This window comes from Pseudomonas putida S13.1.2 (genome assembly GCF_000498395.2).
Classification (GTDB): Bacteria; Pseudomonadota; Gammaproteobacteria; order Pseudomonadales; family Pseudomonadaceae; genus Aquipseudomonas; species Aquipseudomonas putida_Q.
Genome location: NZ_CP010979.1, coordinates 4,517,548 through 4,538,581, shown reverse-complemented (window position 1 = coordinate 4,538,581; position 21,034 = coordinate 4,517,548). Strand labels below are relative to the sequence as shown.

The window sequence follows — 21,034 nt, the reverse complement described above, 5'->3', positions numbered from 1 at the left end:
GCTTTGTCATGCTGAGCCCATACATGTCGCCCGTGGAGCGGGTCTGGTTCTACAGCCTGCGCATTCTTTGCGGCCTGGTTCTGCTGTTCCTGATCTTGCCGGTGCTGGTGATCGTGCCGCTGTCGTTCAACAGTGGCAGCTTCCTGGTGTACCCGCTGCAGGGCTTTTCGCTGCAGTGGTACCAGGACTTCTTCGGCTCGGCCGAGTGGATGCGGGCGCTGAAAAACAGCATCATCGTCGCCCCGGCGGCCACGGTATTGGCCATGGTGTTCGGCACCCTGGCGGCCATTGGCCTGACCCGTGGCGATTTTCCCGGCAAGTCGCTGGTGATGGCGCTGGTGATTTCACCGATGGTGGTGCCGGTGGTGATCATCGGTGTGGCCAGCTACCTGTTCTTCGCTCCGCTGGGGATGGGTAACAGCTTCACCTCGTTGATTCTGGTGCATGCGGTGCTGGGTGTGCCGTTCGTCATCATTACCGTGTCGGCAACCTTGCAGGGTTTCAACTACAACCTGGTGCGGGCGGCAGCCAGCCTGGGTGCGTCGCCGTTGCTGGCCTTCCGTCGGGTGACCTTGCCGCTGATTGCGCCCGGGGTGATCTCGGGGGCGCTGTTCGCCTTTGCGACGTCGTTTGACGAGGTGGTGGTGACGCTGTTCCTGGCCGGGCCGGAGCAGGCGACCCTGCCGAGACAGATGTTCAGCGGTATCCGCGAAAACCTGAGCCCGACCATTGCTGCGGCGGCGACTTTGCTGATTGCCTTCTCGGTAGTGCTGCTGCTGACCCTGGAGTGGTTGCGTGGGCGTAGCGAGAAGCTGAGAACCCAGCAACCGGCCTGATGATGGGTCGCCTGCGCCGGCCTCTTCGCGGCTAAAGCCGCTCCCACAGGATTGTGCGGCCCCTGTGGGAGATTCTATGGTTTTCAGCAAGCCGGTTTCCCACCTTTGGAGACATATTCGTCCTGATTCTTCATCAGGGCGAATGCCACTCGCGCAAGCTTTCTGGCCAGGATTACCAACGCCTGGGTTGTTGCTTTACCCGCATTGCGATGTTGTTCGTAGATCCCTTTCCAAGTGGCCGTCCGGCTGGCTGACATCGCCGCGTTATGCAACAGACGACGGATTTCTGAGCAGCCTCGCTTGGTCAGGCGGCGACGTCCATTCTTCTGCCCAGAATCAATCACTCGTAGATCCATTCCCAGGAATGCAATGTACGAATCACTGCTCTTGAACTCGCCCCGCATAAAGGCCATTACCAAGGCAGTGGCGGTGAGAAACCCAATGCCCTCTACCGCTTGGCAGCGAGCAACTTGCTCGTGCAGCCCAGCTTCGCGCAGCACTTCTTTAATTTTCTTTTGGATCAACAAATCCAGCCGGTCTATCGATTTTACAAAGGTTTGGAAGGCGGCTTTCAAGAGGGCTTCATTAGCCCAGCTCTGAGTCATCGCCGTGCGGGCAGTCACCAAGGCCGCTCGGCGTCGCAGAAGGCTCTGAAGCTTGCCGTAGACGGCGGGAGGGGGAGTCCAAGGGCGGAGGTCTTCCCCCTCGTTTTTCAAAAATCGGGATAACAACCGAGCATCAGAGGGGTCCGTTTTTACCCGCACACCCACGCTTTTGCGGTAGTTGCTCAGTTGGAACCCATCAATGACATAGACCTCGAAACCCAGGCTATGGGCCAGCTCAACCAAGTCCAGGTGGTAAACATTGGTCGCCTCAACAGCAATTGCCGTGTTGAGAGGCTGTTGCTTCAGCCATTTCTCGATTTCCGGTTTGGTATTTTTCACCTTGATGATCTCATCGCGATCATCGTGATGAATCACTAACTCTGCTTTCGCGACATCCGCACCCACGATCAATTTGCCAGCCTGCATTGCCACGGGAGCCTCCTCACGTTATGGTTTTTTGGCTTGAAGGGGTTTCACCAAGAGGCGCTGGCTTGCTTCTATCGTCGTTTGCAAACGATGCATTCTTTATCGGCGCTTTGGTGGAAGGGGTGGGGCGATGTCTCCCACGGTCTGTACTGCTGTGAACAGTCAGAATCGGGCATTTAGTCCCACCACCCCTTCAAGTCTAACCATACAAGCGGCTTTAGCCGCGAAGAGGCCGGCACAGGTTGAAACAGCTGGTCGACACCAATTGATACCAATCAGCCTCTACCCGTTCGTCTGAGTTACAATGCGCGCCACCGTGATTCTGCCAACAGGTGCGCCATGCAGCCCTACGCTATTGCCCCCTCCATCCTCTCCGCCGATTTCGCCCGCCTGGGTGAGGACGTCGACAAGGTATTGGCTGCGGGTGCCGACATCGTCCACTTCGATGTCATGGATAACCACTACGTTCCCAACCTGACCATTGGCCCGATGGTCTGCACCGCTCTGCGCAAGTACGGTGTTACCGCGCCGATCGACGTGCACCTGATGGTCAGCCCGGTCGACCGCATCATCGGTGACTTCATCGAAGCCGGCGCCACCTATATCACCTTCCACCCGGAAGCCTCGCAGCACGTCGACCGTTCGCTGCAACTGATCAAGGACGGCGGCTGCAAGGCCGGCCTGGTGTTCAACCCGGCCACCAGCCTGGACGCCTTGAAGTACGTGATGGACAAGATCGACATGGTGCTGCTGATGAGCGTCAACCCAGGCTTTGGCGGGCAGAAGTTCATCCCTGGCACCCTCGACAAACTGCGTGAGGCGCGTGCGCTGATCGACGCCAGTGGCCGCGATATCCGCCTGGAAATCGACGGTGGCGTCAACGTCAACAACATCCGCGAGATCGCTGCCGCTGGCGCCGACACCTTCGTGGCCGGTTCGGCGATTTTCAACGCACCGGACTATCAGGAAGTCATCGCCAAGATGCGCGCCGAGCTGGCTCAGGCCCGCCCATGAGTGGCTTCGAGCAGCTGTTCCCGGGGACGCTGCCCAGGCTGGTGATGTTCGATCTGGACGGTACCCTGATCGACTCCGTGCCAGACCTGGCTGCCGCCGTGGACCGCATGCTGCTCGAACTGGGGCGCCCGCCCGCAGGCCTTGAGGCAGTACGCCACTGGGTCGGTAACGGCGCCCAGGTGCTGGTGCGCCGGGCCCTGGCGGGTGGCATTGACCACGCCGCCGTGGACGATGCGCTGGCCGACCAGGCGCTGGCGCTGTTCATGGACGCCTATGCTGAAAGCCATGAGCTGACCGTGGTCTACCCCGGTGTGCAGGACACCCTGCGCTGGCTGCGCAAGCAGGGTGTGGAAATGGCGCTGATCACCAACAAGCCCGAACGCTTCGTCGGCCCGCTGCTGGACCAGATGAAAATCGGCAACTACTTCCGCTGGATCATTGGCGGCGACACCCTGCCGCAGAAAAAGCCCGACCCGGCGGCTTTGCTGTTTGTCATGCAGATGGCCAGCGTTACCCCGCAGCAGTCGCTGTTTGTCGGTGATTCGCGCAGTGACGTGCTGGCGGCCAAGGCGGCTGGCGTGCAGTGCGTGGGGCTGACCTACGGCTACAACCATGGCCGGCCGATACACGACGAATCCCCCAACCTGGTGATCGACGACCTGCGCGCTTTGCTGCCCGGTTGCGCAGACCCGGCCACTGGGATAACGTTGGCCAACCTTCAAGCCTCACAAGACAGAGAGCCCACCGTGGTGGTTACTGGCAAATTCTGGATGAAAGTCATCAAGGCCCTGGCCCGTTGGCGTTGGCGCGCCTGACTTCAGCCTGCCGGCGCGTGCCGGCCCGTCCGTTTGCCTGACCTATTGCTGCTTGCCACGAGGCTACTCATGAACCGCGAAGAATTCCTGCGCCTGGCCGCTGCCGGCTACAACCGCATTCCACTGGCCTGCGAAACCCTGGCCGACTTCGACACGCCGCTGTCGATTTACCTGAAACTGGCTGACCAGCCCAACTCGTACTTGCTCGAATCGGTGCAGGGCGGCGAGAAATGGGGCCGTTACTCCATGATCGGCCTGCCGTCGCGCACGGTGATGCGTGTGCACGGCTACCATGTCAGCATCCTGCAAGATGGCATCGAGGTGGAAAGCCATGATGTCGAAGACCCGCTGGCGTTCGTTGAAACCTTCAAGGACCGCTACAAGGTTGCCGACATCCCCGGCCTGCCGCGCTTCAATGGCGGCCTGGTAGGCTACTTCGGCTACGACTGCGTGCGCTATGTGGAAAAGCGCCTGGGCGCCAGCCCCAACCCGGACCCGCTGGGGGTGCCGGATATCCTGCTGATGGTGTCCGACGCGGTGGTGGTGTTCGACAACCTGGCGGGCAAGATGCACGCCATCGTGCTGGTCGACCCGGCTGAAGAGCAGGCCTTCGAACAGGGCCAGGCACGCCTGCAGGGCCTGCTGGAAACCCTGCGTCAGCCAATCACCCCGCGCCGTGGCCTGGACCTGAGCGGCCCGCAGGCTGCCGAGCCGGAATTCCGCTCCAGCTATACCCGCGACGACTACGAGAACGCGGTCGGCCGTATCAAGGAGTACATCCTGGCCGGTGACTGCATGCAGGTGGTGCCGTCGCAGCGCATGTCGATCGACTTCAAGGCTGCACCTATCGACCTGTACCGCGCGCTGCGCTGCTTCAACCCGACGCCGTACATGTACTTCTTCAACTTTGGCGACTTCCATGTGGTTGGCAGCTCGCCCGAGGTGCTGGTACGGGTCGAGGACAACCTGGTCACTGTGCGCCCGATTGCCGGTACCCGCCCGCGTGGCGCGACCGAAGAAGCCGACCGCGCGCTGGAAGACGACCTGCTGTCGGACGACAAGGAAATTGCCGAGCACCTGATGCTGATCGACCTGGGCCGCAACGACGTCGGCCGTGTGTCCGCGACCGGCAGCGTGCGCCTGACCGAGAAAATGGTGATCGAGCGTTATTCCAACGTGATGCACATTGTGTCCAACGTCACCGGCCAGCTGCGTGAAGGGCTGACGGCGATGGATGCACTGCGGGCGATCCTGCCGGCTGGCACCCTGTCGGGTGCGCCGAAGATTCGCGCGATGGAGATCATCGACGAGCTGGAGCCGGTCAAGCGTGGGGTTTACGGTGGTGCAGTCGGCTACTTTGCCTGGAACGGCAACATGGACACCGCGATTGCCATCCGTACTGCCGTGATCAAGGACGGTGAATTGCATGTGCAGGCCGGGGGCGGCATCGTTGCCGATTCGGTACCGGCGCTGGAGTGGGAAGAAACCATCAACAAGCGCCGGGCGATGTTCCGTGCGGTGGCGCTTGCAGAGCAGACGTTGGCTAAATAAACAGATTGGGGCTGCTTTGCAGCCCTTCGCGGGCTCGCCCGCTCCCACAGGGAAATCACATCCTTCAAGGTTTGTGTAGCACCTGTGGGAGCGGGCGAGCCCGCGAAGGGCCGCAAAGCGGCCTCATCAATTCAAAAGTCCACGCTTACCCCCAGGCTCACCCCCTGCTGCGTCAACTCATCACTCTTGCGCCAGTTGTAGTTCCCGCGCAAATGCACCCCTGCGACCACTTCATGGCTCACCCCCAGGCTCGCCCGGGTCAGGTCGCTGTGCGGCGTATAACCGGTGAGGGTGAAGTCATTGGCGGGCAAGCTGGTCAGGTGCATCGTCACATCCTGCTGGTCATCCTCGAATTCATGCTCCTGTGCCACCTCGGCGAACAGCCGGGTACCTGGCAGCACCTGCACACTGCCCAGCAACCCCAGGCCCAAGCGGCGTGACGTGCGTTCCTGGTCGTCGAAGCCCAGTGCTGTCGAGCGCCCGCTCTTCTCGTCGTAGCCATCCACTTTCACTCGTGCATAGTCGGCACTGATGAATGGCGCCAGCTGCCAATTGCTGCTGTCTGCCGCCAGGTTGTAGCCCAGCCGCCCGGACATTGCCCAGGCCTCGCCGTCGGTGTCGCCCTTTTCGCTGCGCTCGTTCACGCCAAGGGCAAATGTGCGCTTGAGGTCGCTGTAGTCCAGGTGCCCGGCGGTCAGCGCAGCATCGGCCCACCAGCGGTCCTGGCGGTACTGGGCGAAGGCGCTGGCCAGGTAGCTGTTCAGTTTGTAGTCCGAATCATTGGCGCCGGCCTCCAGCTTTTGCCGGTACGCGCCGCCAGCCAGGCCCAGGCGCCAGGCGTCGTTCAAACGGTAGCTGCCGCCCAGTGTCAGGTTATAGCCGCGGCCATCGCCGCTGGCTGCGCTGCGCTGGCCATCGAAGTCCAGATCCTGGGCACCGGCGGCGACGAAGGCCTGCCACTGGCCTACTGCCTGCCAAGGTGTCTGCCATTGGTTGCGCAGTTCGTCCTGGTGGGCGCGCAGGCTGGCGTGGGCCATTTCCGGGAGCAGCGTAAGCTCCCAGGGGGCGGAGATGATCGAATAGGCATAGTCGGCAATCAGTTGCTGGCCAGCGATGGTCGGGTGTACCGAGTCGTTGAACAGCAGTTTTGTCGGGTCTGGGGTTGTGCCATTGATACCGTACACCGGGTTTTCCACGCAGCTATCACCGCTATAGCAGGTGCCGACCAGGTTCTGGTCGCCGGCCAGGCCGAACTGGCTGGGGCTGGCCAGTGCCTCGCTCAGCAGCACGGGGACGTTCAGCGGGATGATCTCGGCATCGATCTGGCCCAGTTGGCTGAGCAGCGACTGGTTGAAAGCGCCAGACAGCAATGACAGCGGGTTTTGTTGTGGCGTGCCGCTGAAGTTGGGCGTTTGGCCGAGGTCGGGCAGCAGCCAGACCATGATGTAGCGGGCGCCACCCTGCTGAAGAGCCTGGGCGCTGGCAGCCAGGCGGGCACCGGCGGCCACGGCGTCGGTCGGGCTGTTCACCAGGCCTTGCAGGAAGTCGTTGCCGCCGCCGGTCAGGTAGTACAACGCATTGGGGTCAGCGCGCAGGCCGTTGGCCAGGTAGCCGGGTTTTTCTCGCAGTACCTGCCCGCCGCCGGGGTTCCCTGGCGGGATGACGGTCTTGGACGTGGTCGTGATCGAATCCAGGATCTGCTGGGTGGTATAGCCGCCGACAGCCCAGTTGTTGCCATCGGGGCGGATGCCTATCGATGTTGATGGGTTCAGGTCGTCTGGTGTGACCCCCAGTCGGCCACCGAGGATCATCGGCGACACCGGGGCGAAGTTGCCGTCGGCATCGCGGTTGGTGGACCGCAGGCCTGAGGTACCGCCACTCAGGTCGGGAAACTGCCCAGCATCGGCGAGGCTGTCGCCAAACACGATCAGGGTGGAGTAGGGCGAGGGTGCGGCGAACGCCTGGCTGCAGGCCAGGGCCAGTGAAGCGAAGGTAAAGCGCAATAACGGGGCTTTTCGCATCAGGGAACATCCTTTTCTTTGTTTTTATGAAGGGCTGCGCAATCGACCTTAGCAAATCGCAGTGCATCCCTCCCAAGTCCATTCGTTTCCCCGTGTTTACAGGCATATTGCGCCCGCCGCCCCGGTAAGCTACTGTGCGGGAACGTATGAGCGAGACCTATCCTGTGTTGATCGTCAGTAAACTCTTGATGCGCGTAATCAAGGCCCACGCCCGCTGGCGTTGGCGCGCCTGACTTTATCCCCTGCCGGCCCGCCCGGCCCGCCCCCGTTTGCCTTCTTCTTTACTGCCCCCTGTGGCGAAGCCGTGCCTGTGGCGGCTGCAAGAAGGTTCGAATTTTGAAGTCAGTAAATTCAAGAGGTTTAACACCATGTTACTGATGATCGACAATTACGACTCATTCACTTACAACGTCGTTCAGTACCTTGGCGAGCTGGGTGCCGAGGTCAAGGTCATTCGCAACGACGAAATGACCATCGCCCAGATAGAAGCCCTCAACCCCGAGCGCATCGTCGTATCCCCAGGCCCGTGCACGCCCAGCGAAGCGGGTGTGTCCATCGAGGCCATCCTGCATTTTGCCGGCAAGTTGCCGATCCTGGGCGTGTGCCTGGGGCACCAGTCTATCGGCCAGGCCTTTGGCGGTGACGTGGTGCGTGCCCGCCAGGTGATGCACGGCAAGACCAGCCCGGTACACCACCGTGACCTGGGCGTGTTCGCCGGCCTCAACAACCCGCTGACCGTGACCCGCTACCATTCGCTGGTGGTCAAGCGCGACACCTTGCCCGATTGCCTGGAAGTCACTGCCTGGACCGCTCATGCAGACGGTTCGGTCGACGAAATCATGGGCCTGCGCCACAAAACGCTGAATATCGAAGGGGTGCAGTTCCACCCCGAGTCGATCCTGACCGAGCAGGGCCACGAGCTGTTCGCCAACTTCCTCAAGCAGACCGGCGGCCGCCGCTAAGGATCGAACATGGATATCAAGAGCGCGTTGAGCCGTATCGTCGGCCAGCTAGACCTTTCCACTGAAGAAATGCGCGACGTCATGCGCCAGATAATGACCGGCCAGTGCAGCGAGGCGCAGATCGGCGCCTTCCTGATGGGCATGCGCATGAAGAGTGAAAGCATCGACGAAATCGTCGGTGCGGTGTCGGTGATGCGTGAGCTGGCCGACAAGGTTGAACTGAACAGCCTGGATGGCGTGGTCGATATCGTCGGCACCGGCGGTGATGGGGCCAATATTTTCAACGTGTCCACCGCGTCTTCGTTCGTCCTGGCGGCGGCGGGCTGCACCGTGGCCAAGCACGGCAACCGCGCAGTGTCGGGCAAGAGCGGCAGTGCCGACCTGTTGGAAGCTGCCGGCATCTATCTGAACCTGACGCCAGTTCAGGTGGCCCGCTGCATTGACAGCCTGGGCATCGGCTTCATGTTCGCGCAAAGCCATCACTCGGCCATGAAATATGCTGCCGGCCCGCGCCGCGATCTGGGGTTGCGTACCCTGTTCAACATGCTCGGCCCGCTTACGAATCCGGCCGGAGTGAAGCATCAGGTGGTCGGCGTGTTCGCCCAGGCCCTGTGCCGCCCGTTGGCTGAGGTACTGCAACGCCTGGGTAGCAAGCATGTGCTGGTGGTGCACTCGAAGGATGGCCTGGATGAGTTCAGCCTGGCCGCCCCCACCTTCGTTGCCGAACTGAAGAACGACGCAATTACCGAATACTGGGTCGAACCGGAAGACCTCGGCATGAAGAGCCAGAGCTTGCATGGCCTTGCCGTCGAGAACCCGCAGGCGTCGCTGGAGTTGATCCGCGATGCGCTGGGCCGCCGCAAGACCGAAAACGGCCAGAAGGCCGCGGAAATGATCGTGCTCAACGCAGGCGCGGCACTCTATGCCGCCGATCATGCAATGACCCTGGCTCAAGGTGTGGAACTGGCCCACGATGTACTGCACACCGGCCTGGCCTGGGAGAAGCTGCAGGAACTGGGCGCCTTTACTGCAGTATTCAAGGTGGAGAACGAAGCATGAGTGTGCCGACGGTGCTGGAAAGGATCATTGCCCGCAAGTTCCAGGAAGTGGCCGAGCGCAGCGCGCGCGTCAGCCTCGCCGAGCTGGAAGGCCTGGCCAAGGTTGCCGATGCCCCGCGTGGCTTCGCCAACGCGCTGATCGAGCAGGCCAAGCGCAAGCAGCCAGCGGTGATCGCCGAGATCAAGAAGGCTTCGCCGAGCAAGGGCGTGATCCGCGAGCACTTCGTGCCGGCGGAAATCGCTGTCAGCTACGAGAAGGGCGGCGCTACCTGCCTCTCGGTGCTGACCGATGTCGATTACTTCCAGGGTGCCGATGAGTACCTGCAGCAGGCACGCGCAGCAGTTTCGCTGCCGGTGATCCGCAAAGACTTCATGGTCGACCCTTACCAGATCGTCGAAGCCCGGGCCTTGGGCGCGGACTGCGTGCTGCTGATCGTCTCGGCGCTGGATGACGTGAAGATGGCCGAACTGGCCGCGACCGCAAAAGACGTCGGCCTCGACGTGCTGGTGGAAGTGCACGATGGCGATGAGCTGGAGCGCGCGTTGAAAACCCTGGATACGCCGCTGGTGGGGGTGAACAACCGCAACCTGCACACCTTCGAGGTCAGCCTGGAAACCACCCTTGACCTGCTGCCGCGCATTCCGCGTGATCGCCTGGCGATTACCGAGAGCGGTATTCTCAACCGGGCCGATGTCGAGCTGATGGCAATCAACGAGGTCTACTCGTTCCTGGTGGGCGAGGCGTTCATGCGCGCTGAGCAGCCTGGGCTGGAGTTGCAGCGGTTATTCTTCCCGGAACAGGTGAAGAAGACTGTTCAGCATCTCGACTGATCAAATGAAGCCGGCGTTTTTGCCGGCTTTTTTGTATGCCTGCCAGGGCCTCTTCGCGGGCAAGCCCGCGCCTACAGTGGATGTGAGTCCCCTTGTGGGATCGCCATGCCCGCGAAGAGGCCATCAAAAACAACATCAAAGGTGGATCAATGACCGATCAACCCCTGGCCCTGACTGTCGAGCAAGGCCTGCACGCCGAACAGGACCTGCTGGCCGCGGTGTGCCGCGGCGAACGCGAAAGTGGCGTGCTGTTCTGGCGCCCTACTGACCATGCCCTGGTCATGCCCCGGCGCATGAGCCGCCTGGACAACTTCGAAGCCGCCTGCGCGGAGCTGGCGATTGCCGGCTGGCCGGTGCTGCTGCGCGAGACTGGCGGTGAGCCGGTGCCCCAGTCCCATTCCACCGTCAACGTCGCACTGGTCTACGTTGCCCCGCGCAGCGAAGGCGATCACGGCCGTATCGAAAGCGCCTACGAGCGCCTGTGCCTGCCGCTGTGCGATGTACTGCGCGAGTGGGGTGGCGTGGCGTCGGTGGGTGAAATCGACGGGGCGTTCTGCGATGGCCGCTACAACGTCAACCTCAATGGCCGCAAGCTGGTAGGTACCGCCCAGCGCTGGCGTCAGGGCCTGGGTGGCAAGCGCCCGGTGGTGCTGGTGCACGGTGCGTTGCTGCTGGACAACGAGCGTGAGTCGATGGTGGCGGCGGTCAACCGGTTCAACGAGTGCTGCGAGCTGGAGCAGCGCTGCCGCGCCGATGCACATATCGCCTTGCATGAAGTGGCGCCTGCGGCACCCTGGTTCGAGCGCTTGTCGCAGGCCTATGCCAAGGTGCTTGCAGACCTGCCCAGGGACTAGCGGGTGCCGTAGACCACCATGGTCTTACCTTTGACCTGCACCAGGCTGCGCTCTTCAAGGTCCTTGAGGACGCGGCCGACCATTTCTCGGGAGCAACCGACGATTCGCCCGATTTCCTGGCGGGTGATCTTGATCTGCATGCCGTCGGGGTGGGTCATGGCATCGGGTTGCTTGCACAATTCCAGCAGGCAACGGGCAACCCGCCCAGTGACGTCGAAAAATGCCAGGTCACCGACCTTGCGTGTGGTGTTACGCAGGCGCTGGGCCATCTGGCTGCCCAGGGCATAGAGGATTTCCGGGTCCTGGCGCGCCAGTTCGCGAAACTTCTCGTAGCTGATTTCCGCCACTTCGCACTCGGTCTTGGCTCGCACCCAGGCACTGCGCTGCTGCTGGCCGTCAACCGGCTCGAACAGCCCCAGCTCGCCAAAGAAATCGCCATTGTTGAGATAGGCAATGATCATTTCACGGCCGTCGTCGTCTTCGATGAGGATGGTCACCGAACCCTTGATGATGAACGACAGTGTCTCGGCCCGGTCGCCGGCGCAGATGATGTTGCTTTTGGCGGTATAGCGGCGGCGCTGGCAGTGTACCAACAGTTTGTCGATGTTCTTGATCTTGGCGGGTAGGGCGGAGGCAACCATCACGAAATCCTGTTCGATACGACGCAGAGGCTTTTTATAAGGCTGTCTGGCGGCGAGCGCCATTCATTTGGCGCCAGCTTATCAGACGTCACCGGATGTTTCGGTACTAAACCGACACGTCTCGTGCTTTTCCCACAGCCGCACAAGGTCTAAGCTGACAGCCTTTTCCGAATATCAGGAGTCCGGGTAGATGAAGGCACGTATCCAGTGGGCCGGTGAGGCCATGTTCCTCGGCGAATCGGGGAGTGGCCATGTCGTCGTGATGGACGGCCCGCCCGAGGCCGGCGGCCGCAACCTGGGTGTGCGCCCTATGGAAATGTTGCTGTTGGGCCTGGGTGGCTGCAGCAGCTTTGATGTGGTGAGCATTCTGAAGAAATCGCGCCAGGCGGTGGAAAGCTGCGAGGCGTTTCTGGAAGCCGAGCGCGCCAGCGAAGACCCGAAGGTGTTCACCAAGATCCACATGAACTTCGTGGTGAAAGGGCGTGGGCTGAAAGAAGCGCAGGTAAAGCGGGCGGTGGAGCTGTCGGCAGAGAAGTACTGCTCGGCTTCGATCATGCTCGAGCGTGCCGGGGTGGAGATTACCCATGGGTACGAGATTGTAGAGCTGGGTTAAAGCCAAGATTTTGGGGCCGCTTCGCGGCCCATCGCGACGCAAGGCCGCTCCTGCAGGAAGTACGCGCTCCCTTGTAGGAGCGGCCTTGTGTCGCGATGGGCTGCGAAGCAGCCCCGACAATATCAGCTTCGAAGGGCGGGCAGTGCAGCTTGCACCCACCCTGGCAGCCATCCTCGCATTACTTGGCTCAACCGCTCCCGCCGCTTCTGGTAGACCAGCCCCAGCCAGATAACCCCCAGCCCGACCAAGGTCACCACCACCGGGAACAGCAGCGACTCGGCAAACACCTCGTACGACAGGTATCCCAGGTAAGCCGCCACCCCCAGCGCACCAAACACCATGAACACCGGCCGGCGCAGCAGCACCGCCATGCCCATCAGCGCAATGTTGATCAGGCAGTACAGGGCCTTGCCCAATTCACTGCCGCTGTCCACCAGTGTCAACCCGCCCCAGAACGCCGCCAGCCCGGCCAGGTAGCCCCACCGGGCGTAGTCCTCGCGCGTGCGGCCGTCTATCACCAGGAACACCACCAGCAAAGCCAACCCGAACCACAGCGAAACCTCACGGCGCTGTTCCCAGCTGAACGGCGAACCGAACAACCATTCGCTCAGGTCCATCGACATGAACCACAGGGCCACGGCTATCGGCATGACGACGAACGGGTAGGGAATCAGCCGCAGCATCAGCAACCCGGCAAGTACCGTGGCCGCTTCCATCGCCAGCCAGCCACCCTGCACGTAGGTGTAGTACTGGTGGTAGTTGGCTTGCGCGTCATCCAGTGGCCACCAGCCGGCCAGGCGTTCGATGGCGAACACTGCCAGTGGCACGATGCTGACCGCGACGGCCGCCAGCACCCCGGCAGCCACGGGCTGGCCGCGGCGCTGCAGGTTGAGGGCGAACAAGGTGATCAGCAGGATATAGAGGCTGGCGATGACCAACAGCGCGCTGTCACCGATGCTCATCCAGGCTTCGGTGAGCAACCAGCCCATGGCCGCCATGATCAGCATGGCGCCAAAATAGAACGCGACATGGGCCAGCTGGAAGCTCCCCCGGTGTGCCGGTTGCTGGCGCAGGAATACCAGCAGGGCCTGGTCCTGGCCCGGCTGGAGAATGCCGGCTTGCACGGCGCGCGCCAGGTCCTTGGCGTCGAAACGGTCCGTCATGGCGATGCCTTCAGATGCGGTAGGTGCTCTTGGTCATGACCTTGGCCAGCAAGCTCATGCCAAAGCGGACGGGGGCCGGGAAGCGATAACCACCGGCTTCCAGGGCGGACTCGGCGTGCTGCTCTTCGTCGACGCGCATCTGCTCGAGAATGGCCCGGGACTTTTCATCTTCGTGCGGAATCTGCTCGAGATGCTCGTCGAGGTGCTTGCACACCTGGTGCTCGGTGGCGGCGACGAAGCCCAGGCTGACCTTGTCGCTGACCAGCCCGGCGAGTGCGCCAATGCCGAACGACATGCCGTAGAACAGGGGGTTGAGTACGCTTGGGTGGCTGTTCAGCTGGCGAATGCGCTGTTCGCACCAGGCCAGGTGGTCCACTTCTTCCTCGGCGGCATGCTCCATGGCCTTGCGTACTTCGGGCAGCTTGGCGGTCAGTGCCTGGCCCTGGTACAGCGCCTGGGCACACACTTCACCGGTGTGGTTGATACGCATAAGCCCGGCGATGTGGCGGGCCTGCTGCTCGTCCAGGTCGACGTCCGGCTGGACGATGGCCGGCGATGGGCGGGCGGGTTGGCCGCTGAAGGGCAGCAAGGTGCGCATGGCGGTATCGGCCTGCAGCAACAAGCGGTCGAGCGGCGAGTAGTGACGTTCGGTAGCCATCGGGCACCTCCGCAAGAATGTGCCCGACAGTTTACCGCAATAGCGGCGGGGTCGCTTGCCGTGGATCAGCCCGGTGGCCAGTTCATCTGGCGCTGGCCAAGCACGTGCATATGGATGTGGTAGACGGTCTGGCCGCCTTTCGGGTTGCAGTTCATGACCACGCGGAACCCTTCCTCGCAGCCTTGCTCGACAGCCAGGCGCTGGGCGGTGAACAGGATGTGGCCAGCCAGGGCCTTGTCTTCTTCGGTCAGGTCATTGAGCGTGCGGATGTGCTTTTTCGGGATGACCAGAAAATGTACCGGTGCCGCGGGTGCAATGTCCTTGAAGGCCAGGATCTGGTCGTCTTCGTAGATGATATCCGCCGGGATTTCCCGGTTGATGATTTTGAGGAATAGATCGTCCACAGCACTTGCTCCATGGTGAGGGTCGGGCCGAGTGTACTCAGCCGAGCGCCGCTCGCCCAGTGGCTATTCCATACCGGCCGGGCAATAGCGGCGGTGAATGGCCCCGGCCAGTTTGCACACCAGCCAGCGCGGCAGCAGGCGCGGGGCAAACGCCAGCCAGCGGTTGCGCCGGCCGGGCACGATCAGTGCGCGGTTCTTGTCCAGCGCACGCACGGTGTATAGCGCTACTTCCTCGGGGCTGAGGCAGCGGGGTTTGCCATCGAGCCCCGCAATGCGCCGGCGCGGGGAGCGTACTGGGCCCGGGCACAGCACCGAGACCTTGATGCCGGCACGCTTGAGCTCTTCGCGCAGTGCCTGGGAAAAGCTCAGCACGTACGCCTTGCTGGCGGCATAGGCCGCCATCCACGGGCCGGGTGCCACCCCGGCCAGGCCAGCGACGTTGAGGATTTGCCCGCCACCCTGCACGGCCATCAGGTTGCCGATGGCGTGGCACAGGCGGCTCAGGGCCAGAACGTTGACCTCCAGCAGGTCCTGTTCGTCGGCCCACTCATGGGCCAGGAACGGCCCGTAGGTGCGCAAGCCGGCACAGTTGACCAGCAGGTCGATACGCCGTTCGCCTTCTTCCAGTTCGAGTACGAAGCCAGACAGGCGCAGCGGCTGGCTGAGGTCGCAGGCGCGGAACAGCACCTCGACACCAAAGCGCTGGGTCAGCTCGATGGCCACGGGTTCCAGCGTTTCCCGCTGACGTGCCACCAGGATCAGGTTGCGCCCGCGCCGTGCCAGCGCTTCCGCCAGGGCCAGGCCCAGGCCGCTGGAAGCACCAGTGATCATGGCGTAACGGGTCATGCAAGGCTCCTGGGGGCGGAAGAGGGCGCCTAGTGTACAGCTTGGCCGGGCAAGGTGTTGCGTTTTGCTACAAGGTGCGGGCGCGCAGAATCTGGCAGCGTTCCAGGGCTTCCCGGTACTCGCTGTGGAGCCGTTCGATCAACGCACTGGCGCTGGGAAGGTCATGGATTTCGCCGACACCCTGGCCTGCCGACCATACGGTCTTCCAGGCTTTGGCTTCGTCGTCGATAGGTTTGAGCTTGCCTTGCTCGTGGCCGCCTTTGAGGGCGTTCATGTCGTAGCCAGCCTGCTCCAGGCTCGAACGCAGGAAGCTTGCAGGTATGCCGGACACTGCCGGGGTGTGAATGATGTCGGCGGCGTGGGCATCGAGCAGCATCTGCTTGTAGGCATCCTGAGCCTGGCTTTCTGTAGTAGCGATAAAACGCGTGCCCATGTAGGCCAGGTCGGCGCCCAGCAATTGTGCGGCGAGGATTTCGTGGCCGTGGTTTAGGCAGCCGGCCAGCAACAGGGTCTTGTCGAAGAACTGGCGAATCTCTGCGGCCAGGGCGAACGGGCTCCAGGTGCCTGCATGGCCGCCAGCGCCGGCAGCCACGGCGATCAGGCCGTCGACACCCGCTTGCGCGGCTTTCTCGGCATGGCGGCGAGTGGTGACATCGTGGAACACCAGGCCCCCGTAGCCATGCACGGCATCGACCACTTCCTTGACCGCCCCCAGGCTGGTGATGACGATCGGCACGCGATGTTCCACGCACAACGCCAGGTCGGCCTGCAGGCGTGGGTTGGTCGGGTGAACGATCAGGTTGACTGCATAGGGGGCTGGCGCCTGCAATTGCGCAAGGCCCGCCTCGATCTCCTCCAGCCAGGCCTTGAAGCCGGCGCTGTCGCGCTGGTTAAGGGCCGGGAAACTGCCGACCACGCCGCTGGCGCAGCACGCCAGTACCAGTTTGGGGTTGGAGATGAGGAACATCGGCGCTGCGACCACAGGCAGGCGCAGGCGTTGATCGAGCGAGGCAGGTAGCGACATGGCAAGGCTCCTTGAACGGGTGGCTATGTCAGAACGGTTTGACCACCACCAGAATGACGATGCCCAGCAGGAACAGCACGGGCACTTCGTTGAACCACCGATAGTAGACGTGGCTGCGGGTGTTGTTGCCGCCGGCGAAGCGTTTGCGCTGGGCACCGCACATGTGATGGTAGCCGGTCAGCAGGATGACCAGGGTCAGCTTGGCATGCAGCCAGCCCTGGCTGAGCCAGCCGGGGGTTAGGTAGAGCATCCACGCGCCGAACACGTAGGTGGCGATCATCGCCGGGTTCATGATGCCGCGGTACAGCTTGCGTTCCATGGTCACGAAGCGTTCCTGGCTGACGCTGTCCTCGCTCTGGGCGTGGTAGACGAACAGCCGGGGCAGGTAGAACAGGCCGGCGAACCAGCAGACCACGCTGACGATATGCAGCGCTTTGATCCATAGGTAAAGCATGGAGGGAGTTCCTTCAGGTATTCACGGTCGTCAGATAGTAGTGGTCAAGCGCCCGAAGGGTCACCCGAAGAGTTGTTACAGGCGCTTCGCGCCCCTATTATCGTGCGCTTTCCAGACGGCTCGTTGATAAGGGGCAAGCGTTATGATCAAGGTCGGTATCGTCGGCGGCACGGGTTACACCGGCGTCGAACTGTTGCGTCTGCTGGCACAGCATCCACAGGCCGAAGTGGCGGTCATCACTTCGCGCTCCGAGGCGGGCGTGGCGGTGGCGGACATGTACCCGAACCTGCGCGGCCACTATGACGGGCTGGCGTTCAGCGTGCCGGACAGCAAAGCGCTGGCTGCCTGCGATGTGGTGTTCTTCGCCACCCCGCACGGTGTTGCTCATGCCCTGGCCGGCGAACTGCTGGCGGCTGGCACCAAGGTGATCGACCTTTCGGCTGACTTCCGCCTGCAGGATGCCACCGAGTGGGGCAAGTGGTATGGCCAGCCGCACGGTGCGCCAGAGCTGCTCAAGGACGCGGTGTATGGCTTGCCTGAAGTCAACCGCGAGAAGATTCGCCAGGCGCGCCTGATCGCTGTGCCGGGTTGCTACCCCACTGCCACCCAGCTGGGCTTCCTGCCGCTGCTGGAAGCGGGCCTTGCCGACCCCTCGCGCCTGATTGCCGACTGCAAGTCGGGGGTCAGCGGCGCTGGTCGTGGCGCGGCAGTGGGCTCGTTGTTCTGCGAGGCCGGCGAAAGCATGAAGGCCTATGCGGTCAAGGGCCATCGTCACCTGCCGGAAATCAGCCAGGGCCTGCGCCTGGCCGCTGGCAAGGACATTGGCTTGACCTTCGTGCCGCACCTGACGCCAATGATCCGTGGCATCCACGCCACCCTGTACGCGAATGTTGTCGATACCTCGGTCGACTTGCAGGCGCTGTTCGAGAAACGCTACGCCGACGAACCGTTCGTCGATGTGATGCCCGCTGGCAGCCACCCGGAAACCCGCAGCGTGCGCGGCGCCAACGTCTGCCGCATTGCCGTTCATCGCCCGCAAGGCGGTGACCTGGTGGTGGTGCTGTCGGTAATCGACAACCTGGTGAAAGGTGCCTCCGGCCAGGCGGTGCAGAACCTGAACATCCTGTTCGGCCTGGACGAGCGTATGGGCCTGTCCCACGCGGGCTTGCTGCCGTAAGCGAGCAGCGATCGAAAGGCCCGCCTTGCGCGGGCCTTTTTGTCAGTCGCGACTAAAGCCGCACAATTCTTGACCAATTTTCTCGGGAAAGCGGATAATGCGCGTCATCGAGTTTTAAGGCGGCAACTGCGCCGGGAGAGTCAACATGAGCGTCGAAACCTTCACCCCTACCGGTCTGGAATTCACCCATGGGGCAGCCCAGAAAGTGAAGAACCTGGTCAATGAGGAAGGCAATGAACGTCTGAAACTGCGGGTGTTCGTGACCGGTGGTGGCTGCTCGGGCTTCCAGTACGGCTTCACTTTCGATGAGGATGTGGCCGAAGACGACACCATCGTCGAGCGCGAAGGCGTGTCGCTGGTGGTCGACCCGATGAGCTTCCAGTATCTGGCTGGCGCTGAGGTGGACTATCAGGAAGGCCTGGAGGGATCGCGCTTTGTGATCAAGAACCCGAACGCTGCCACTACGTGCGGTTGCGGGTCCTCGTTCTCGATCTGAGAACTGGCCGTACGAAAACGCCGCGCAATTGCGCGGCGTTTTGCTTTCTGGCGTAGCAGTTATGCCGGGTAGATTGCGCCCAGCACCCGCAGGCCCTTGGCCGCCGTCACGCTTGGGCGGTTGGCGCTGATGCCTTCGAGGCAGCAATGAGCCAGCCAGGCAAAGGCCATGGCCTCGACCCAGTCAGGGTCTACGCCATGGGCGCCGGTACTGGCGACACGTGCCTTGGGCAGCAGTTGGCCGAGGCGGGCCATGAGGGCGCCATTACGTGCGCCACCGCCGCACACCAGCAACGCTTCGGTGCCCTGCTGGGCAGTGCTCAGCGAATCGATGATGCTGCGCGCGGTAAGCTCCAGCAATGTCGCCTGTACGTCCTCGTCCCGGTAAGCGGGCAGGCCCGCCAGGTGGCCATCCAGCCAAGGCAAGTTGAACACCTCGCGGCCGGTACTCTTCGGGCCGCTGCCAGCAAAGAACGGGTCGGCCAGCAATGCACTGAGCAAGCCCGCCTGCACCACGCCCGAGGCCGCCCAGGCACCATCTGCATCGTAGGCCTGGCCGCGCTTGCGCTCTATCCAGGCATCCAGCAGCACATTACCCGGGCCGCAGTCGAAGCCGTGGACCGGTTTGTCCTGCTCGATCAGGCTGAGGTTGCTGAAGCCGCCCACATTCAGGATTGCCAGGCGCTGGCCCAGGTGACCGAACAGGGTTTCGTGAAAGGCCGGTACCAGCGGTGCACCTTGGCCTCCGGCAGCCACATCGCGGCGGCGGAAGTCGGCAACCACGCTGATGCCGGTAAGCTCGGCGAGCAGCGCCGGGTTGCCGATCTGCACGGTAAAACCGCGTGCGGGTTCGTGGCGGATGGTCTGGCCGTGGCTGCCGATGGCGCGGATGGCATCGGCCTGCAGCCCCTGACGGGCCAGCAGTTCACGGATACCTTCGGCTGCCAGGCTGGCCCAGCGGTTTTCTGCCAGCGCCGCGCGCGCGATCTCGTCAGGGCCGCTACTGCACAGTGCAAGCAGGTCCTGACGCAGATCGCCGGGCATGGGCAGGTAATGGGTGGCGAGCAGTTCAAGCTGCTCGCCTTGTTCGATCAAGGCAATGTCCAGGCCATCGAGGCTGGTGCCGGACATCACCCCCAGGTAGAGCGCCATGGCCTTAGCGCTTGTTCGCTGCGAGCAGGGTGGCCTTTTCCTGATCCATACGGGCGATCAGCGGCTGGCTCTGCTGCAGGAAGCGCTGGCGTTCGGCCTTGGTGATCGGGTCGGCCATAGGCACTTTCTGGCTCAGCGGGTCCACGTGCACACCGTTGACCTGGAACTCGTAATGCAGGTGCGGCCCGGTGGACAGGCCGGTGGTGCCGATGTAGCCGATGATCTGGCCTTGTTTCACCGAGCTGCCAGTCTTGATGCCTTTGGCAAAGCCCTGCATGTGGCCGTACAGCGTCTTGTAGCGGTTGCCGTGCTGGATGATCACGGTGTTGCCGTAACCGCCACGGCGCCCGGCCAGCTCGATGCGGCCGTCACCGGCAGCCTTGATTGGCGTGCCGCGCGGGGCGGCGTAGTCGACGCCTTTGTGGGCGCGGATCTTGTTCAGGATCGGGTGTTTGCGGCCAGCGGAAAACCGCGAGCTGATACGGGCAAAGTCCACCGGGGTACGGATGAAGGCCTTGCGCAGGCTGTTGCCGTCGGCGGTGTAGTAGGTGGTGTTGCCCTGCTTGTTGGTGTAGCGCACGGCAGTGTAGGTCTTGCCGCGGTTGGTGAAGCGGGCGGACAGAATGTTGCCGGTGCCGACGACCTTGCCGTCCATCACCTTTTGCTCGTAGACCACATCGAACTCGTCGCCCGGGCGAATATCCTGAGCGAAGTCGATGTCGTAACCCAGTACCCGGGCCATGTCCATGGTCATGCTGTGGGACAGGCCGGCGCGCTGGGCCGAAGCCGACAGCGAGCTCTTGATCACGCCATGGGCGTAGGCAGTGCGCACCACGGGCTTGCTGATTTCACGGTTGAAGGTGTAGCCCTTGGCGGACTTGGTCAGGCGAATGGTTTCGAGGTTGCTGACCTTGCTGTGCAGGCTGGCCAGTTGGCCGTCTTTGTCGAGCTCGAACTGCAGTACCTGGCCGTGCTTGAGCTGACTGAACTGCTTGGCCTGCTTGTTGCTGGCCAGCAGATCGTGCACGGCATTGCTCGGCAGGCCGACCTTTGCGAACAGGGTGGACAGGGTGTCGCCACGGGCCACGGTGACCTCGCGGTGGCCAGGCTCCTTGGCGGCTTCGGCGACGGGTTCGGCGGCAGGGGCGGGTTGCTCGGCCGCCTGGGTCTTGGGGGCGGCTTCTTCGATCTGGGCGAATGGCGAGCCTTGCTCACCTTCGGCGTGCACCAGGGGCGCAGCGCGAGATTCGTCTTTCAGCTGCTCGGCAGGGCTCTCCAGCTCGAGGTTGAGGGTGGTTTTCTTGGCTTCCACTTCGCTGGAGGGGAATACCAGCAAAGCCAGACTCAGCAGGGCGGCAATGCCGCTGGCCGCCAACAGATGGCTTTTCGGATAAAGCGGGGGCGCTTTAGGCGGTTGGTTGGTCATGGGTAAGG

At 62.7% G+C, this 21,034-nt stretch carries 22 protein-coding genes; 11 read left to right on the top strand and 11 right to left on the bottom strand.

The features are described 5' to 3' along the window. The first annotated feature begins 8 nt into the window (after positions 1-8). Positions 9-836: an ABC transporter permease gene (locus N805_RS20170; RefSeq protein WP_016497719.1), complete on the top strand. Its 828-nt coding sequence runs from the start codon at positions 9-11 to the stop codon at positions 834-836. 83 nt (positions 837-919) lie between these two features. Here N805_RS20170 and N805_RS20165 read toward each other — a convergent pair whose 3' ends face one another. Continuing rightward, the gene (locus N805_RS20165; RefSeq protein WP_028614143.1) at positions 920-1,873 is read right to left on the bottom strand and encodes an IS110 family transposase; all 954 of its coding nucleotides are present in this window, start codon (positions 1,871-1,873) and stop codon (positions 920-922) included. 333 nt (positions 1,874-2,206) lie between these two features. Here N805_RS20165 and rpe point away from each other — a divergent pair, with 333 nt between their 5' ends. The 3 genes from rpe to trpE all read left to right on the top strand — a co-directional run bounded on the left by rpe (position 2,207) and on the right by trpE (position 5,247). Then, entirely contained in the window at positions 2,207-2,881 is a 675-nt protein-coding gene (rpe, locus tag N805_RS20160) for a ribulose-phosphate 3-epimerase (RefSeq protein ID WP_019472940.1), read from the top strand. Continuing rightward, positions 2,878-3,696 (top strand): phosphoglycolate phosphatase, encoded by an 819-nt coding sequence (locus tag N805_RS20155; protein WP_019472941.1) that lies wholly within the window; start codon positions 2,878-2,880, stop codon positions 3,694-3,696. Before rpe ends, N805_RS20155 begins: the two co-directional genes overlap by 4 nt. A 69-nt stretch (positions 3,697-3,765) precedes the next feature. Then, positions 3,766-5,247 (top strand): anthranilate synthase component I, encoded by a 1,482-nt coding sequence (trpE, locus tag N805_RS20150; protein ID WP_019472942.1) that lies wholly within the window; start codon positions 3,766-3,768, stop codon positions 5,245-5,247. A 131-nt stretch (positions 5,248-5,378) separates the two neighbouring features. Here trpE and estP read toward each other — a convergent pair whose 3' ends face one another. Continuing rightward, positions 5,379-7,268, bottom strand: coding sequence for an esterase EstP (gene estP, locus N805_RS20145; RefSeq protein ID WP_019472943.1), 1,890 nt, complete (start codon positions 7,266-7,268; stop codon positions 5,379-5,381). A gap of 368 nt (positions 7,269-7,636) precedes the next feature. Between estP and N805_RS20140 the strand changes: the two genes are divergently transcribed. The 4 genes from N805_RS20140 (at position 7,637) to N805_RS20125 (ending at position 10,973) form a co-directional block, all read left to right on the top strand. Further along, entirely contained in the window at positions 7,637-8,230 is a 594-nt protein-coding gene (locus N805_RS20140) for an aminodeoxychorismate/anthranilate synthase component II (protein WP_019472944.1), read from the top strand. A gap of 9 nt (positions 8,231-8,239) precedes the next feature. Beyond that, complete coding sequence (gene trpD / locus N805_RS20135) at positions 8,240-9,289, top strand: anthranilate phosphoribosyltransferase (protein ID WP_019472945.1); 1,050 nt, start codon at positions 8,240-8,242, stop codon at positions 9,287-9,289. Then, complete coding sequence (trpC, locus tag N805_RS20130) at positions 9,286-10,119, top strand: indole-3-glycerol phosphate synthase TrpC (protein ID WP_016497725.1); 834 nt, start codon at positions 9,286-9,288, stop codon at positions 10,117-10,119. The genes trpD and trpC overlap by 4 nt, the downstream gene beginning before the upstream one ends. Positions 10,120-10,268: 149 nt before the next feature. Then, positions 10,269-10,973: a lipoate--protein ligase family protein gene (locus N805_RS20125; RefSeq protein ID WP_026034623.1), complete on the top strand. Its 705-nt coding sequence runs from the start codon at positions 10,269-10,271 to the stop codon at positions 10,971-10,973. Here N805_RS20125 and crp read toward each other — a convergent pair. Then, positions 10,970-11,614: a cAMP-activated global transcriptional regulator CRP gene (gene crp, locus N805_RS20120; protein ID WP_019472947.1), complete on the bottom strand. Its 645-nt coding sequence runs from the start codon at positions 11,612-11,614 to the stop codon at positions 10,970-10,972. The two genes, N805_RS20125 and crp, sit on opposite strands and share 4 nt — an antisense overlap. 190 nt (positions 11,615-11,804) lie before the next feature. On the opposite strand from crp, the gene N805_RS20115 reads away from it, so the two are divergent. Then, entirely contained in the window at positions 11,805-12,227 is a 423-nt protein-coding gene (locus N805_RS20115; protein ID WP_004376171.1) for an OsmC family protein, read from the top strand. Between the two features lie 122 nt (positions 12,228-12,349). On the opposite strand, the gene N805_RS20110 is transcribed toward N805_RS20115, so the two are convergent. From N805_RS20110 to hemJ, 6 genes are all read right to left on the bottom strand, one after another. After that, positions 12,350-13,390: a hypothetical protein gene (locus N805_RS20110; protein WP_019472948.1), complete on the bottom strand. Its 1,041-nt coding sequence runs from the start codon at positions 13,388-13,390 to the stop codon at positions 12,350-12,352. 10 nt (positions 13,391-13,400) lie between these two features. After that, a complete protein-coding gene (coq7, locus tag N805_RS20105; RefSeq protein ID WP_019472949.1) occupies positions 13,401-14,048 on the bottom strand; it encodes a 2-polyprenyl-3-methyl-6-methoxy-1,4-benzoquinone monooxygenase in 648 nt (215 codons plus the stop codon). 65 nt (positions 14,049-14,113) lie between these two features. Continuing rightward, positions 14,114-14,452: a histidine triad nucleotide-binding protein gene (locus N805_RS20100; protein WP_003255518.1), complete on the bottom strand. Its 339-nt coding sequence runs from the start codon at positions 14,450-14,452 to the stop codon at positions 14,114-14,116. Between the two features lie 63 nt (positions 14,453-14,515). Beyond that, on the bottom strand, positions 14,516-15,298 hold the full coding sequence (locus tag N805_RS20095; RefSeq protein WP_019472950.1) for an SDR family NAD(P)-dependent oxidoreductase: 783 nt from the start codon (positions 15,296-15,298) through the stop codon (positions 14,516-14,518). Positions 15,299-15,365: 67 nt separating this feature from the next. Beyond that, on the bottom strand, positions 15,366-16,322 hold the full coding sequence (locus N805_RS20090; protein WP_019472951.1) for an NAD(P)H-dependent flavin oxidoreductase: 957 nt from the start codon (positions 16,320-16,322) through the stop codon (positions 15,366-15,368). A gap of 28 nt (positions 16,323-16,350) precedes the next feature. Beyond that, on the bottom strand, positions 16,351-16,776 hold the full coding sequence (gene hemJ, locus N805_RS20085; protein WP_019472952.1) for a protoporphyrinogen oxidase HemJ: 426 nt from the start codon (positions 16,774-16,776) through the stop codon (positions 16,351-16,353). Between the two features lie 142 nt (positions 16,777-16,918). Between hemJ and argC the strand changes: the two genes are divergently transcribed. Both argC and erpA read left to right on the top strand, forming a co-directional pair. Continuing rightward, positions 16,919-17,953, top strand: a complete 1,035-nt coding sequence (gene argC, locus N805_RS20080) for an N-acetyl-gamma-glutamyl-phosphate reductase (RefSeq protein WP_019472953.1) — start codon at positions 16,919-16,921, stop codon at positions 17,951-17,953. Between the two features lie 145 nt (positions 17,954-18,098). Beyond that, positions 18,099-18,449 carry an iron-sulfur cluster insertion protein ErpA gene (gene erpA, locus N805_RS20075; RefSeq protein ID WP_003255511.1) on the top strand — a complete coding sequence of 117 codons (351 nt, stop codon included), beginning with the start codon at positions 18,099-18,101 and terminating at the stop codon, positions 18,447-18,449. A gap of 59 nt (positions 18,450-18,508) precedes the next feature. Here the strand turns inward: erpA and N805_RS20070 are convergent, their stop codons facing one another. Beyond that, on the bottom strand, positions 18,509-19,600 hold the full coding sequence (locus N805_RS20070) for an anhydro-N-acetylmuramic acid kinase (protein WP_019472954.1): 1,092 nt from the start codon (positions 19,598-19,600) through the stop codon (positions 18,509-18,511). Between the two features lie 4 nt (positions 19,601-19,604). After that, entirely contained in the window at positions 19,605-21,026 is a 1,422-nt protein-coding gene (locus N805_RS20065) for a peptidoglycan DD-metalloendopeptidase family protein (RefSeq protein WP_019472955.1), read from the bottom strand. Positions 21,027-21,034: the final 8 nt, after the last annotated feature.

Coding starts and splice junctions, on each gene's coding strand:
- N805_RS20170 (WP_016497719.1), top strand. CDS start 9: ATGCTGAGCCCATACATGTCGCCCGTGGAGCGGGTCTGGTTCTACAGC.
- rpe (WP_019472940.1), top strand. CDS start 2,207: ATGCAGCCCTACGCTATTGCCCCCTCCATCCTCTCCGCCGATTTCGCC.
- N805_RS20155 (WP_019472941.1), top strand. CDS start 2,878: ATGAGTGGCTTCGAGCAGCTGTTCCCGGGGACGCTGCCCAGGCTGGTG.
- trpE (WP_019472942.1), top strand. CDS start 3,766: ATGAACCGCGAAGAATTCCTGCGCCTGGCCGCTGCCGGCTACAACCGC.
- estP (WP_019472943.1), bottom strand. CDS start 7,268: ATGCGAAAAGCCCCGTTATTGCGCTTTACCTTCGCTTCACTGGCCCTG.
- N805_RS20140 (WP_019472944.1), top strand. CDS start 7,637: ATGTTACTGATGATCGACAATTACGACTCATTCACTTACAACGTCGTT.
- trpD (WP_019472945.1), top strand. CDS start 8,240: ATGGATATCAAGAGCGCGTTGAGCCGTATCGTCGGCCAGCTAGACCTT.
- trpC (WP_016497725.1), top strand. CDS start 9,286: ATGAGTGTGCCGACGGTGCTGGAAAGGATCATTGCCCGCAAGTTCCAG.
- N805_RS20125 (WP_026034623.1), top strand. CDS start 10,269: ATGACCGATCAACCCCTGGCCCTGACTGTCGAGCAAGGCCTGCACGCC.
- crp (WP_019472947.1), bottom strand. CDS start 11,614: ATGGTTGCCTCCGCCCTACCCGCCAAGATCAAGAACATCGACAAACTG.
- N805_RS20115 (WP_004376171.1), top strand. CDS start 11,805: ATGAAGGCACGTATCCAGTGGGCCGGTGAGGCCATGTTCCTCGGCGAA.
- N805_RS20110 (WP_019472948.1), bottom strand. CDS start 13,390: ATGACGGACCGTTTCGACGCCAAGGACCTGGCGCGCGCCGTGCAAGCC.
- coq7 (WP_019472949.1), bottom strand. CDS start 14,048: ATGGCTACCGAACGTCACTACTCGCCGCTCGACCGCTTGTTGCTGCAG.
- N805_RS20095 (WP_019472950.1), bottom strand. CDS start 15,298: ATGACCCGTTACGCCATGATCACTGGTGCTTCCAGCGGCCTGGGCCTG.
- N805_RS20090 (WP_019472951.1), bottom strand. CDS start 16,322: ATGTCGCTACCTGCCTCGCTCGATCAACGCCTGCGCCTGCCTGTGGTC.
- hemJ (WP_019472952.1), bottom strand. CDS start 16,776: ATGCTTTACCTATGGATCAAAGCGCTGCATATCGTCAGCGTGGTCTGC.
- argC (WP_019472953.1), top strand. CDS start 16,919: ATGATCAAGGTCGGTATCGTCGGCGGCACGGGTTACACCGGCGTCGAA.
- erpA (WP_003255511.1), top strand. CDS start 18,099: ATGAGCGTCGAAACCTTCACCCCTACCGGTCTGGAATTCACCCATGGG.
- N805_RS20070 (WP_019472954.1), bottom strand. CDS start 19,600: ATGGCGCTCTACCTGGGGGTGATGTCCGGCACCAGCCTCGATGGCCTG.
- N805_RS20065 (WP_019472955.1), bottom strand. CDS start 21,026: ATGACCAACCAACCGCCTAAAGCGCCCCCGCTTTATCCGAAAAGCCAT.